The sequence below is a fragment of the Paraburkholderia sp. ZP32-5 genome (assembly GCF_021390495.1).
GTDB lineage: Bacteria > Pseudomonadota > Gammaproteobacteria > Burkholderiales > Burkholderiaceae > Paraburkholderia.
The window spans coordinates 2828052-2842165 of record NZ_JAJEJP010000002.1 but is presented as its reverse complement, the minus strand read 5'-3'; the positions used below and the strand labels follow the sequence as shown (position 1 = coordinate 2842165).

Annotated in this window: 12 protein-coding genes and 1 tRNA gene; 5 read left to right on the top strand and 8 right to left on the bottom strand. The window is 64.4% G+C overall.

Annotated elements, in window-relative coordinates; translation table 11 throughout:
• The first annotated feature begins 51 nt into the window (after positions 1-51).
• From rpsU to L0U82_RS31445, 5 genes are all read left to right on the top strand, one after another.
• On the top strand, positions 52-264 hold the full coding sequence (gene rpsU / locus L0U82_RS31465; RefSeq protein ID WP_028196180.1) for a 30S ribosomal protein S21: 213 nt from the start codon (positions 52-54) through the stop codon (positions 262-264).
• A 238-nt stretch (positions 265-502) separates the two neighbouring features.
• The gene (locus tag L0U82_RS31460) at positions 503-949 is read left to right on the top strand and encodes a GatB/YqeY domain-containing protein (protein WP_233837122.1); all 447 of its coding nucleotides are present in this window, start codon (positions 503-505) and stop codon (positions 947-949) included.
• Between the two features lie 123 nt (positions 950-1072).
• Positions 1073-2950, top strand: a complete 1878-nt coding sequence (gene dnaG, locus L0U82_RS31455) for a DNA primase (RefSeq protein WP_233837121.1) — start codon at positions 1073-1075, stop codon at positions 2948-2950.
• A 91-nt stretch (positions 2951-3041) separates the two neighbouring features.
• Entirely contained in the window at positions 3042-5432 is a 2391-nt protein-coding gene (rpoD, locus tag L0U82_RS31450) for an RNA polymerase sigma factor RpoD (protein WP_233837120.1), read from the top strand.
• Positions 5433-5588: 156 nt separating this feature from the next.
• Positions 5589-5676: transfer RNA gene (locus L0U82_RS31445), tRNA-Ile, on the top strand.
• A 161-nt stretch (positions 5677-5837) separates the two neighbouring features.
• Here L0U82_RS31445 and hydA read toward each other — a convergent pair.
• Genes hydA through L0U82_RS31405 form a run of 8 tightly spaced genes read right to left on the bottom strand, consistent with a single transcriptional unit; the run spans position 5838 to position 13823 of the window.
• On the bottom strand, positions 5838-7277 hold the full coding sequence (gene hydA / locus L0U82_RS31440) for a dihydropyrimidinase (RefSeq protein ID WP_233837119.1): 1440 nt from the start codon (positions 7275-7277) through the stop codon (positions 5838-5840).
• A 1-nt stretch (position 7278) separates the two neighbouring features.
• Entirely contained in the window at positions 7279-8004 is a 726-nt protein-coding gene (locus L0U82_RS31435) for a maleate cis-trans isomerase family protein (protein ID WP_233837117.1), read from the bottom strand.
• Entirely contained in the window at positions 8001-9392 is a 1392-nt protein-coding gene (locus L0U82_RS31430; protein ID WP_233837116.1) for an amidohydrolase family protein, read from the bottom strand. Before L0U82_RS31430 ends, L0U82_RS31435 begins: the two co-directional genes overlap by 4 nt.
• A complete protein-coding gene (locus tag L0U82_RS31425; protein WP_233837115.1) occupies positions 9389-10195 on the bottom strand; it encodes an SDR family NAD(P)-dependent oxidoreductase in 807 nt (268 codons plus the stop codon). The genes L0U82_RS31430 and L0U82_RS31425 overlap by 4 nt, the downstream gene beginning before the upstream one ends.
• Positions 10192-11172 (bottom strand): NAD-dependent epimerase/dehydratase family protein, encoded by a 981-nt coding sequence (locus tag L0U82_RS31420; RefSeq protein ID WP_233837114.1) that lies wholly within the window; start codon positions 11170-11172, stop codon positions 10192-10194. The genes L0U82_RS31425 and L0U82_RS31420 overlap by 4 nt, the downstream gene beginning before the upstream one ends.
• Before the next feature lies 1 nt (position 11173).
• Positions 11174-11944 (bottom strand): ABC transporter ATP-binding protein, encoded by a 771-nt coding sequence (locus L0U82_RS31415; RefSeq protein WP_233837113.1) that lies wholly within the window; start codon positions 11942-11944, stop codon positions 11174-11176.
• 4 nt (positions 11945-11948) lie between these two features.
• The gene (locus tag L0U82_RS31410; RefSeq protein WP_233837112.1) at positions 11949-12770 is read right to left on the bottom strand and encodes an ABC transporter permease; all 822 of its coding nucleotides are present in this window, start codon (positions 12768-12770) and stop codon (positions 11949-11951) included.
• 12 nt (positions 12771-12782) lie between these two features.
• Positions 12783-13823 (bottom strand): ABC transporter substrate-binding protein, encoded by a 1041-nt coding sequence (locus L0U82_RS31405; protein ID WP_233837111.1) that lies wholly within the window; start codon positions 13821-13823, stop codon positions 12783-12785.
• Between the last annotated feature and the right edge of the window lie 291 nt (positions 13824-14114).

The window sequence follows — 14114 nt, the reverse complement described above, 5'->3', positions numbered from 1 at the left end:
GAGAAAGCTCTGCTATACTCATCAACCTTTACAAAGTTCCGTTATTGAAAAATGACGACCATCCGCGTAAAAGACAATGAGCCGTTCGAAGTCGCCATGCGCCGTTTCAAGCGCACGATGGAGAAAAACGGTTTGCTGACGGAACTTCGCGCTCGCGAGTTTTACGAAAAACCCACAGCCGAACGCAAGCGCAAGAAAGCAGCGGCGGTGAAGCGTCATTTCAAGCGTCTGCGTGGCCAGATGCTGCCGAAAAAGTTCTACTGATTCTGACGTTGCCGTGATCTCGCTTCGACGACGCGGCAATATCGAGGCCGATGGTGGCACGACCGGTGTCATCACGGAAAACCCGGCCCATCGGGCCAGCCGGCAGGGTCGCATCCAATACATATATTGTGCCAACCCGCTTGAGGAAAACGTCCCAAGCGGGTGTTCGTGTTGATGTCGCGGTAGCGCCGCCATCGATCCAGCCGGTTTTCAACTTTCAACGCAATTCAGGTGAGTGATGAGTCTCAAGGACCGGATCAACGACGATATGAAAGCTGCCATGCGGGCGCGCGAGACCGAGCGTCTCGGCACGATCCGCCTGCTGCTCGCCGCGATCAAGCAACGCGAAGTCGATGAGCGCGTCACGCTCGACGACGCCGCCGTGACCGCCGTCGTCGACAAGATGATCAAGCAGCGCAAGGATTCGATCAGCCAGTTCGAGGCCGCCGGCCGTACCGATCTGGCCGACAAGGAAAAGGCCGAACTGGCCATCCTGTCCACCTACATGCCCGAACAGATGTCGGAAGCGGAAATCGTCGCCGAAGTGCAGGCGGCCGTCGCGCAAACCGGCGCCGCCGGCCCGCAGGACATGGGCAAGGTGATGGGCGTGCTCAAGCCGAAGCTCGCCGGCCGGGCCGACATGACCGCGGTCTCGGCTCAGGTCAAGGCTGCGCTCACGAAGTAACGCCGTCTGGTTGTCCGCGCCGCGCGCGCCTCGCTGATCGAACGCGGGCGTGGCGCGCGGTCGCGGAGTGGTGCCCGGATTCCGGGCCTGGATTTTGAAGCTTTCCTGGCAGCGTTATTTACTGTGATCCCACCGTCATTCCTGCAGGATCTGCTCAACCGCGTCGATATCGTCGACGTGGTCGGACGGTATGTGCAGCTGAAAAAGGGCGGCGCGAACTTCATGGGGCTTTGTCCGTTTCACAACGAGAAGAGCCCGTCGTTCACGGTTAGCCCGACCAAGCAGTTCTACCATTGCTTCGGCTGCGGCGCCCATGGCACGGCCATCGGCTTCCTGATGGAGCACGTGGGCGCGTCATTTCCCGAGGCGGTCAACGAGCTCGCGCAATCGGTTGGCCTGACCGTGCCGCACGAGCCTTCGCCCGGCTATGGTGGCGCGGGCGGCGGCGGTTCCGGCGGCTATGCGCCGGCGGCGTCCAAGGCCGTTACCACCGCGCTCTCCGATGTGATGCAGACCGCCTGCGACTACTACCGCAAGCAGTTGCGCGGCGCGCAGGGCGCGATCCAATACCTTAAAAAGCGCGGCCTGACCGGCGAAATCGCCGCGCGCTTCGGCCTCGGCTATGCGCCGGACGGCTGGCAGAACCTTGAGACAGCGTTCCCGAACTACCGCGATGACGCGCTGGTCGAAGCCGGTCTCGTGATCGTCAGCGAAAAGTCCGATGCGCAGGGGCAGAACCGCCGCTACGACCGCTTTCGCGAGCGGATCATGTTCCCGATCCGCAATGTAAAGGGACAGGTGATCGGCTTCGGCGGGCGGGTACTCGACAGCGGCGAGCCCAAATATTTGAATTCGCCCGAAACACCTCTATTTAACAAAGGCAGCGAGCTGTACGGGCTGTTCGAAGCGCGTCTCGCGATCCGCGAGCAGCACTATGTGCTGGTCGTCGAAGGTTATATGGACGTGGTCGCGCTGGCCCAACTGGGCTTTCAGAACGCGGTCGCGACGCTCGGCACCGCATGCACGCCGATTCATGTGCAGAAACTGATGCGCCAGACCGACACGGTCATCTTCAGTTTCGATGGCGATTCGGCCGGCCGTCGCGCCGCGCGCCGCGCGCTCGACGCCTGTCTGCCGCACGCCGCCGACAATCGCACGATTCGCTTCCTGTTCCTGCCGTCCGAGCACGATCCGGACAGCTACGTGCGCGAATTCGGCACCGAGGCGTTCGCCGAGCAGGTCGAACGCGCGATGCCGCTGTCGCAGTTCATGCTCAACGAGGTGCTGACTGGCAAGGAGCTGGATCAGCCGGAAGGCAAGGCCCGCGCACTGTTCGACGCGAAGCCGCTGCTGCAGGCGCTGCCGGCCAACGCGTTGCGCGCGCAGATCATGCATATGTTCTCGGACCGGCTCGACGTGCCGTTCGACGAAGTCGCGGCGCTGTGCGAGGTCGATGCGCGGATCGCGGCGGCGGCCCGCGGGGCGCCAGCCCGTAAGGACCGCCGCAGTGTGACCGGGATCGAGGAAAAGACGCTGCGCAATCTGGTGATGCATCCGCGCACGGTCGCGATGCTCGACGAGGAGGCTGAAGAGGCGTTGGTCAGCGTGACCCGGCACGCGGAATTGTTCGCCGAAGTGACGACGCATGCGCGCGCGCTGGGCGATTCGGCGGAGTTTCAGCTGTTGTCCGATCTCTTGCGAAATGGTGCGAACGCCCCAACTTTCGAGGAAATCTTTCGCAAAATTCTAGACTATGATGAAAACGTCCGGGATTTGCTGCTGAAAGACCCGCAGGATACGGCCGTCATCGAGGAACGGCGCGAGCAGGAGCGGATTGTCGGCGAGGAATTGAAAGCCGCGATCCTGAAGATGCGGTACGACGCTTATTGCGACCGACTCGAACAGCTTTCGAGGCAGTCGAGGCACACGCCGGAAGAATTTGCCGAGTTTTCGGACCTCAACCGCAAGCGTGCCGAGATGAAGCGTCAGCTCGGGCTGTAACGGGGGGCTGGAACCCCCGGTGCTATAATTGAAAGTTTCTAGCGGTTTGTTTTTTCAAGGGTTTTCCTAGCAAAGGCGAAAAGGCGATGCGATGGCAAAGACGACAGGCGGAAATCAGACAACAGGCTCACGCGCGAAAGAGCGCACCGGAAAAGTTACCGAAGCCAAGCTGACTGCATCCGCCAGGAAAACGTCTGCCGTCAGTGTCGCGCCGGCTGCGGGGAAGAAGTCGTCGACTACCGCGGCCGCGCATGCGGCTCCGGTCCGGGCGGCGAAAGCTGTAGCACCGCCGGCAGCGAAGCGGTCAGGTGTCAGAAGCGCAAGGGAAGCGGCTACCGTCGAGGACGATGCGGCGGCGCGCGTGACTTCAGTATCCACGGCTCAACCGGCTGTTGTCCAACAGCCGGAAGTCGAGACTACAGCCGGTACGGCGAACTCCATGACGAAAAAGCTGAATGAAGTACCCGTCGATGACGAAGCAACCCAGACCGAAGAAACCGCTGCCGCCGCACCGGGCAAGGTGGAGAAGGTCAAGGCTCGCGACCGTCGTGCAAAGGAAAAAGCGCTGCTGAAAGATGCGTTTGCGTCGTCACAGCCGGGCACGGTCGAGGAACTCGAGGAGCGCCGCTCGAAACTGCGCGCGCTGATCAAGCTCGGCAAGGAGCGCGGCTTCCTCACCTACGCTGAAATCAACGATCACCTGCCGGACAACTTCACCGAGACCGAGGCGATCGAAGGCATCATCAGCACGTTCAACGACATGGGCGTCGCGGTCTACGAACAGGCCCCGGACGCTGAAACGCTGCTGCTCAACGACAACGCACCCGCGGCTTCGTCGGACGACGAAGTCGAAGAGGAGGCGGAAGTCGCGCTGTCCACCGTCGATTCCGAATTCGGCCGCACGACCGACCCGGTCCGCATGTACATGCGCGAAATGGGCACGGTCGAACTGCTCACGCGCGAAGGCGAAATCGAAATCGCGAAGCGGATCGAAGACGGCCTCAAGCACATGGTGATGGCTATCTCGGCCTGCCCGACCACGATCGCCGACATCCTCGCGATGGCCGAGCGCGTCGCCAACGACGAAGTGCGCATCGACGAACTCGTCGATGGCCTGATCGACGCCGACGCGGAAGATGCTGACGGTTTCTCCGCGCAGGAAGCGGAAGCGATCGAAAGCGAGGATGAGGAAACCGAGGAAGAGGACGAAGAGGACGAGGAAGAAGACGACGGCACGGCGCAAGCCACGGCCAACGCCGCGCAGCTCGAAGCACTGCGCCGCGCGTCGCTCGAAAAGTTCGCGTTGATCAGCGAATGGTTCGACAAGATGCGTCGCGCGTTCGAGAAGGAAGGCTACAAGTCCAAGTCGTACCTGAAGGCGCAGGAAACGATCCAGAACGAACTGATGACGATCCGCTTCACCGCGCGTACGGTCGAGCGTTTGTGCGACACGCTGCGCGCGCAGGTGGATGAAGTGCGTCAGGTCGAGCGGCAGATCCTGCATACGGTGGTCGACAAGTGCGGCATGCCGCGTGCGGAGTTCATCGCGCGTTTCCCGGGCAGCGAAACGGATCTGGAATGGGCCGACAAGATCGTCGCCGAAGGTCACGCGTATAGCGCGATCCTCACGCGCAACATTCCGGCGATCCGCGAACAGCAGCAACGTCTGCTCGATCTGCAGGCGCGTGTCGTGCTGCCGCTGAAGGACCTGAAGGAAACCAACCGTCAGATGGCGGCCGGCGAACTGAAGGCGCGTCAGGCGAAGCGTGAAATGACCGAGGCGAACCTGCGTCTGGTGATCTCGATCGCGAAGAAGTACACGAACCGTGGTCTGCAGTTCCTCGACCTGATTCAGGAAGGCAATATCGGCCTGATGAAGGCGGTGGACAAATTCGAATATCGTCGCGGCTACAAGTTCTCCACGTATGCGACGTGGTGGATTCGCCAGGCCATTACGCGTTCGATCGCCGACCAAGCTCGCACGATCCGGATTCCGGTTCACATGATCGAAACGATCAACAAGATGAACCGCATCTCGCGCCAGATTCTGCAGGAAACCGGTCTTGAGCCGGATCCGGCAACGCTGGCCGAGAAGATGGAAATGCCGGAAGACAAGATCCGCAAGATCATGAAGATCGCGAAGGAACCGATCTCGATGGAAACGCCGATCGGCGACGACGACGATTCGCATCTGGGTGACTTCATCGAAGATACGAACACGGTCGCGCCGGCGGATGCCGCGTTGCACGCGAGCATGCGCGATGTCGTGAAAGACGTGCTCGACTCGTTGACGCCGCGTGAGGCGAAGGTATTGCGCATGCGCTTCGGTATCGAGATGAGCACCGATCACACGCTCGAAGAAGTCGGCAAGCAGTTCGACGTGACGCGTGAGCGGATCCGTCAGATCGAGGCGAAGGCGCTGCGCAAGCTGCGTCATCCGAGCCGTTCGGACAAGCTGAAGTCGTTCCTCGAAGGGAATTGATCGCGGCCGGCGCCTATAGCCGGCACTGATGTGAATTGAAGGGGCCTTCCGGTCGTTTCGCATGAGCGAAGCGGTTGCGAAGGCCCCTTTTTCGTGTAGTATGTCGGCCAATCGACGAAATGGCCCGGCCTTTACGACCGGGTCTTTTTCTTCTCTGGGCTGGACGCCGTGTTGGTTGCAGGCAGTGGACTCATAATCCACCTCCGAAAGGACATCGTGGGTTCGAACCCCACCCGGCCCACCATTCGTTATTCCGTCAACTTCCCCTGTTGAGTTCCACAGTTTCGTTGGGAAGCTTTTTTTGGGGTATGCCGCCTTTTCCGGCAACGGATATCCCCACGCCCCTCTCCGATAATTTAAAAAAAAGCCGCTTGCGTCCGGGGTCTACCCAACTGCAACGCTATTTCAGATCGGAAGCAGCGTCTTGCGCCGGCGCGGTCTGGCTGGCTCCGGCCGCGCGCACGGCAAAAACTCGCCGCGTCCTGCCTTGCCACAAGGAGTCTGGCCGTCCCACACGACGTCACCGCGCGACATCGTCAGCGCTGGCCAGGCGCTTACGCGCATGCCTTCGTACGGCGTGTAATCGACGTTGTGATGCAACTTCGCATTGGTAATCTCGACTTCACCGCTCTCGTCCCAGATCACCAGATCCGCATCCGCGCCGATCGCAATGCTGCCTTTGCGCGGATACAGTCCGTATAGCCTGGCCGCATTCGTCGAAGTCAGCGCGACGAAGCTCTGCGGCGTGATGCGCCCGCGCCGCACGCCTTCGGACCACAGTAGCGCCATGCGCGTCTCGACGCCCGGAATGCCGTTGGCGATCTGATCGAAGGACACGTTTTCGCCATGCACTTTCTTGCCGTCCGGACCATCGAAACGGAACGGCGCATGGTCCGACGAAAACACTTCGAACGAGCCGTTCTCGAGTCCGTCCCAGATCACCTGCTGATTGGCCTTGTCGCGCGGCGGCGGACTACAGATGCATTTCGCGCCTTCGAAGCTGTCGTCGCAACCGAGCGAATCGGCGGTCAGAAACAGATATTGCGGACAGGTTTCGCCGTACACCTTCAGACCGTGGCTCTGTGCCCAGCGAATCTGCTCGACCGCTTCGCGGCCGGATACGTGCACGATCAGAATTGGCACGTCGACCACTTCGGCAAGCGAAATCGCGCGATGCGTCGCTTCGCGCTCGACCAGCATCGGCCGTGACGTCGCGTGATAGCGCGGCGCGGTGTGGCCCGCTTCGAGCAGCTTTTCGGTCAGCCATGCGATGCAGTCGGCGTTTTCCGCGTGGATCATCACCATCGCGCCTTCGTTGCGCGCCACCAGCAGCGTATCGAGAATCTCGCGATCGGAGAGCTTCAGCGCGTCGTACGTCATGTAGATCTTGAACGACGTATAGCCCTCCGCAATCAGCGCGGGCAGTTCCTCCTTCAGGATCTGCGGCGTCGGGTCGGTGACGATCAGATGGAACGCGTAGTCGATCACCGGCTTGTTACCCGCGCGCCGATGATAATCGTCGATCGCTTCGCGCAACGTGTGGCCCTTTTGCTGGCACGCGAACGGAATCACCGTGGTGGTGCCGCCGCAGGCCGCCGAGGTCGTGCCGGACAGGAAGTCGTCGGCCATGATGGAGCCGTCGCCGGTCGGCTGGTCGAAGTGCACGTGGCTGTCCACGCCGCCCGGCGTCACGTGGCGTCCAGCCGCGTCGATCTCGCGCGCGCCCGCGTCGAGATCGAGACCGAGCGCGACGATGCGTCCGTCGCGAATGCCGATGTCGCTGGTGAAGATGTCCGCGGCGGTGACGACGCGCGCGTTGCGGATGACGGTGTCGAAGTGCGGCATATCAGATTTCCTGCAGAAGTCGGCCCCAGCCGTCGATGCGGCGGGTATCCACGCCAAGACGGCGCAACATGTCCCACACCACGGTCGTCACCGTGTCGAACACCGGCACGCCGTGCTGCTGTTCCCAATGCGCGACGCGATGCGCGGCATACAGATTGGTGCAGTAGGTCGCGATCGCCTGCGCGCCCGCCACCGCCACCTCGGCCACCTGGCGGTCGAGCGTCGCTTCGTCGACGAGCGCGAAGGCGAAATTCTCCTGAATGCCGAGATGGCTTTCGCACGACGCGTCGATGCCGAGCGCCGCGTAGTTGTCGACGATCCTGCACTGCACGTCGTCGAGATACGGCGACACCAGCCCGAGACGGCGCACGCCGTACGCATCGAGCGCGCGATTGAGCGCCAGCACCGAGGTGCTCGCGGGCACGCCGGTCGCGCCGGTGATCGCTTCGCACAGCGCGACGTCCTGATCGAAGCCGAGCCAGCCCGCGGCGGTGCCGCTCCAGCCGATGATGTCGACGTGCGCATCGGCGAGCAGCCGCGCGGCGGCGAGAATGCGATCGCTCTGGAACTGGCCGAGCGCGTCGGCGCTGAGCGCGATCTGCGTGACGGAGAAGCGTGCGAAATGCACGCTGACTTCCGGCAGTCCCGCGACGAGCCGCTGCGTGAGCGGTTCGAGCGAAGTATTGGAGGATGGCGTGAGAACGCCAAGGCGCAGACGTCGGCTCATGGTCGGTTGGAAGAAACGGGTGGATAGGCGCGCAGCGGCTGCGGACAGCGCCGCCAGACGGCTCGGCAGACGCGCTCGGCTTCGGTGCGGATCGCGTGTTCGTCGACGCAGATCGCGCGGCCCGCTTCGATCACGAAGCGGCCGTCAACGATCACGCTTTCGACGTCCGCGCCGCTCGCGTTGTGCACGAGCAGGGCGGCGGCGTCGATGCAGGGTGTCAGGTGCGGGCGGCGCGTATCGACGATCGTGAGATCGGCGAGTTGCCCGACGGCGAGACGGCCGAGGCGCGCGCCCCAGCCGAGCGCGTCGGCACCGTTGCGCGTCGCCATCGCCAGCACGTCGCGCGGCTGCCAGGCGGGATCGATGGCGCCGCTTTGCAGCCGGCCCATTGCCAGCGCCCAGCGCATTGCTTCGAGCATGTCGCCGTGCATCGTGTCGGTGGCGAGGCTGAGCGGCGCGCCCGCGTCGGCAAGGCGGCGGGTCGGCGCAATGCGGCCGGACATCGCGTTGCCGAGCGGAATATGCACGACGTGCGCGCCGCTTCTGCCGAGGCGCCCGATGTCGCCGTCGTCGACGTGGATGCAGTGGCCGGCGAGGAGCCGCGCGTCGAGCAAACCGACGTCGTCGAGCAGTTCGACCGGCGAGCGGCCATGCGTGGCGCGCACCCATGCGACTTCGTCGGCGCTCTGCGCGAGATGCGTGCTGACCGGCAGGTTCAGACGACAGGCGAGCGCGCCGATGTCCTTCAGCAGATCGGCGGAGCAGGTGTCGGGCGCGTGCGCGGTCAGATGCGCCTGGATGCGGCCGTTCGCGCGACCGGCCCAGCGCGCCACAAACGCGTCGGCGCGTTCCAGCTGGCGCTCGCCGCGCGCGCGATCGAAGCGGCGCTCGCCCGCGAGCACGGACGCGAAATCGACGTCGGCCAGACGCTGACTCGCGAACACGCGCACCCCGGTTTGCGCGATGCCTTCGATCGTCGATTCGGCGTGCACGAAGCTGTCGACGAGCGTCGTGCAGCCCGCGCGCAGCGCTTCGAGCGCACCGAGCCGCGACAGCGCCCACGCTTCGTCCGGTTCGAGCCACGACGCCTGCGGCAGCCCCGGCGTATACGACGGCGCGAAGCCGCAATCGGGCGCGACGCCGCGCGCGAAATTGAGGCCCGCGTGATAGTGCGCATTGACGAAGCCAGGGACGATCACGCGGTCGGGCAGCGACAGCACGCGCGCCGCTGTCGGCAACGGCGCTGCCTGTTGCGACGATTCGCCCAGCCAGGCGATCCGCGGTCCGCGAATGCCGAGCGCCGCCTGCCGGGCCACGCCGTCCGCGTCGACGAGCGTCGCGTCGGTGATCAGCAGATCGAGCGGGGGTGGGGCTTGCGTCGGCGTCATGCGGCCATCCAGCCGCCGTCGACCATCAGCGTGGCGCCGGTGGTGAAGGTCGAGAGGTCGCTGGCGAGAAACAGCACCGCGCGCGCGACGTCGTCGGGGTCGCCGAGACGCGGCCACGGCGTGCGGCGCGTGGCGCGCTCGAGCACGTCCGGATCGAGCGCGCGGCCGCCCGCGCCGGTCTGGATCTTGCCCGGCGCGACCGCGTTGCAGACGATGCCTTGCGGCGCATAGTCGGTGGCGATCTGTCGCGTCAGGTAATCGATGGCGGCCTTGCTGGCGCCGTACGCGAGATCGCCTGGCGCGGCGATCATGCCGTGCTGCGACGACAGATTGACGATGCGTCCGCGCACGCCGCCGATGTCCGGCTGCGCGATCATCTGGCGCACGGCTGCGCGGCAGCATCGATACACGCCGCCCAGATTCACGTCGATCACGCGTTGCCAGTCGGCTTCGTCGAGATCGAGCAGGGGCCGCGCGTGGCGGATGCAGGCGTTGTTGACCAGTACGTCGAGATGCCCGAAACGCTCGACCGTCCGCGCGATCAGCGCGTCCACCTGCGCGGTGTCGCTGACATCGGTGGCGATCGCGTACGCGTGGCCGCCGTCGCGTTCGATCAGCGTGGCGGTCGGTTCGCCGCCTTCGATGACCGTGTCGGTCACGTCGGCGATCACCACGCGCGCGCCGTTGGCCGCGAGCTGGCGCGCGATTGCGCGGCCGATGCCGGAGGCGGCGCCGGTCACGATGCAGACCTTGCCGTCCATCGCGAGGCTCGCGGCGGAGTAGGGAGCGGGCGTCGTCGTCATGTCGGGGTATCGAGCCAGCGGTGGAAATCGGCTTCGGCGTGCGCGAGATCGAAGTGCGGCACGAAGGGCGTATCAGCGACGAGGCGTGCGATGTCCATCGGCGCGCGATCGTACGGTGCGTAGTAGTCGATGTTCGGCGTGTCGTCCGGTGACGCGATGCGCCACGCGATACGCGGATCGCGCGCGGCGAGCCGCTCGCACCAGTCAACGACGCTCCATGCGAAACCGGCCGCGAGGTTGTACAGGTCGTGCGCGAGCGCCGGCGTATCGAGCAGCGCGACGATCGCCGCGGCGGCGTCGCGCACGTACAGCCAGTCGCGGCGGTGCGCGCGCGGCAGGATCGCGGTGTCGCCACGGCGCGTGCATTCGAGCACCTGCAAGGGCGCGCTCAACGTGTCGCGCACGCCGCTGTCCGCTTCCCACGGACCGAAACAGGTGCCGAGCCGGCCGATGGTCAGCGGCAGACCGTAAAGCCCGGCGATCCGCCGGGCGGCGTCTTCGGCGGCGCGCTTGGATATGCCGTACAGGCCCTCGGGCGCGAGCGGCGTGATTTCTTCGACGAGCCGACGCGCATGGTCGCGGCCGCTTTCGCCGTAGACCGAGCCGGAACTGATGTGCACCACGCGGCCGATGCCGCCGCTGCGCGACGCGGCGTGCAGCGCAGCCAGCACGCCGCCCACGTTGACTTCGAAGATCGTCTGCGGCATGGCGCGCTCGCGCTGCGCGTCGGCGGTGATTGCCGCGAGCGTGACGAGCCGCGACGGCCGGTGCGCGCGCATCGCCGCTTCGAGCGCGTCGGCGTCGCGGACGTCGCCGGTCAGCGGCACGAAGCGGCCCGGCAGCGCGGCGAATGCGCGGCAGGCGGATTCGCGCGGCGGATGGCGATCGAAGCCGATCACCGTGTCGCCGCGCGCGAGCAGATGCTCGGTCAGCGCGAGGCCGACGAAACCGCTGCTGCCCGTGATGAACACCGTCATGTCAGGCCGTCTCCGTGACCGTTTCCGGGCGCAGCAGCGACAGGATGTGGCGCTTGTAATCGTTGAAGGCGGCGCCGGTCGGATCGCGCGGGCGGTCGAGTTCAATGGGGATCAGTTCGCGGATGCGTCCCGGCCGCGCCGACATCACCGCGACGTGCGTGCCCAGCGCAAGCGATTCGTCGATGCCGTGCGTGACGAACACGATCGTGCTGCGGCTCTCGCGCCAGATGCGGATCAGCTCGGCGTGCATGTCCATCTTCGTCTGCTCGTCGAGCGCGCCGAACGGCTCGTCCATCAGGATCACTTCGGGATTCATCAGGAGCGCCCGCGCGATGCCGACGCGCTGGTTCATACCGCCGGACAGTTCGCTCGGAAAGTGATTTTCGAAGCCCTTCAGCCCGACCATCGCGATGTAGCGTTGCGCGCGCTCGCGCCGCTCCGCTTTCGCGACGCCGCGCATCTTCAGATGGAACGCGACGTTTTCCCAGACCGGCAGCCAAGGCATCAGGTTGGCCTGCTGGAACACGACGCCGCGATCGGCGCCCGGCTGCGTGACCACCGATCCGCCGACGCTGACGGTGCCCGACGACGGCTTGTCGAAGCCGGCGATCAAATTCAGTAGGGTCGACTTGCCGCAGCCGCTCGGGCCGAGCAGGCACAAGAATTCGTTGCGCTCGACCTTCAGGCTCACGTTGTCGAGCGCAATCACGGTCTGCTTGCGTTTGCTGTCTTCGAACGTGCGCGACACGCCGTCGACGGTAATGAGTGCCATGTGCCTAACCTCCGCGTGCCTGCAAGGTGGAACCGTGCTGCCAGCGCAGCGCGCGGGCAGCGATCTGCTTGATCGCCCAGTCGCTGACGTAGCCGAGCAGCCCGATGCTGACCATCGACGCGATCACGATGTCGTAACGCAGGAAGTAATACGAATCCCACAGCACGTAGCCGACGCCGCTCTTCACCGCCACCATTTCGGCGGTCACGGTCAGCATCCACGCCGAACCGATCGCGATACGCAGGCCGGAGAAGATGCTCGGCAGCGCGGCCGGAAACACGATGTGCCGCAACAACATGCTGGGCGTGCCGCCGGTCATCGCACCCGCGCGCAGCAGATTGCGGTCGCAGGTTTTCACGCCGTGGATGGTGGACAGCAGGACTGGAAAGAACGAGCCCATGAACACGAGAAAAATCGCCGGTTTGTTGGCGATGCCGAACCAGATGATCGCGAGCGGGATCCACGACACCGGCGGGATCGGGCGCAGCGTCTGCAAGGTCGGCTCGACCAGCGATTCGACCGCGCGCGACCAGCCGATCGCCATGCCGATCGCCACGCCCAGCACGGTGGCGATGCCGAAACCCGCGAACACGCGGCCCGCACTCGCGGCGATGTCGAAGAGCCAGTGGCCGGAGTAGGTCTGCGTGTTGCCGTCGGTGGAGAAGATCCAGTCGGCCCACGCGATCAGCACCTGCGACGGCGCGGGCAGCAGCGCCGCCGGCAGGATGCCGGAGCGCGAGAACGCTTCCCAGCCGGCAAGCAGCAGCACCGGCACGATGCCGCGCTCGATGCGCCGGTAAAGACGTGACGAGGACAGGGATGCCATTGCGATTTCCTGTCAGTAGCCCAGTTGCGTCTTCGGCTTGCCGGTCACTTTCTCGAGGAAGCTGTAGTCGAGATTCTTCTGCACCGCATCGCTGACATCCGAGTTCACGTACTTCAGGTCGTGCATCATCTTCGCGATCGCGACCGCCGAAGTACGGTACATCCTGTAGTCCGGATCGAGGTTGTCGACGGCGCCCGCGGCGATGGTCCTGTCGAGGCCCGTCACCTTCTGGATCGTGTCGATGAACAGCGGCTTGTTCGACGCCATCAGATCATCGACCTTGACGATCGCGCGCACCGTTTCGAGCACGCCCTGCGGATTGTCCTCGATCACATCCGGCCGCGTGACGATCAGGTTGGTCAGCTTGCCGGCGGCCTGGTCGTACGGGAACGCGAAGAACTTCGCGGCCTTCACGTCGCGGATCTGCGTGGCGAACGGCTCAACGGAGGTGATCAGTTCGACCTCGCCGCGGCGCAGCGCCTGCACGTGATCGGACGGGTTCGGGATGTTGACGAACTGCACGTCCTTGTTGATGTCGATGCCGTGCGTGAGGAACGCGCCGCGCATGTGAATATCCTGCGCGTTGCCGCGCGAAGCGGCGACGCGGAACGGCTTGCCGTCCTTTTTGTACTGCATGATCAGCTTCTTCAGGCCGTCCCAGTCGCCGGGCTGCACCGGCAGATCGTTGGCGATCAGGATCTGCGAGCCGCCGTTGATCTGGCCGGAGACAGCGACCACCTTGAAGCCTTTGTCGAGCGCGGTCACGTAGTGTAGGTAGGTGACCTGCGCGACGTCGATACTTTTGGACAGCAGCGCGGTCAGCACGTCGTTGCCGGTGTTGAACGATATCGCCGAGAGCTTGACGCCGGTGGCGTACTGCGGCGTTAGCGACAATGGCGTGCAGTGCGCGCATTTTGCATAGCCGAGCTTGACGGGTTCGGCGTCCCTGGCGTGAGCGGCGACAGGCAAGAACGCGGCGGCCACCATGATGGGCGCGACGAGCGTGCGGGCGGCGCGCTTCAGGGTGGCGAGAGACAGGCGGACAAATTGCATCGAAGAAGCTCCGTATTGTCACAAAATAATTTGAATTTGTGACAAATAAAGCAACTGCTGTGCCAATAGATGGATCTCGATAGCCGGCCTTCCTGCTTGGGAAGGCGTGAACGCCGATGACGAATGCCTTGCGGCAAGGTGCGCGGCAGGCGGGCAAACGCTCGATGGACCGCACTGGATGACGGACGCTGGCGACCGCGGCACTCATCTCGTGCGTTTACCGAGCGAAGCCGCGCTGCGGTGGTGCTCGCGAACATCGGTGGTGCAAATTCAGAAGTTCCGTTTTGTGTT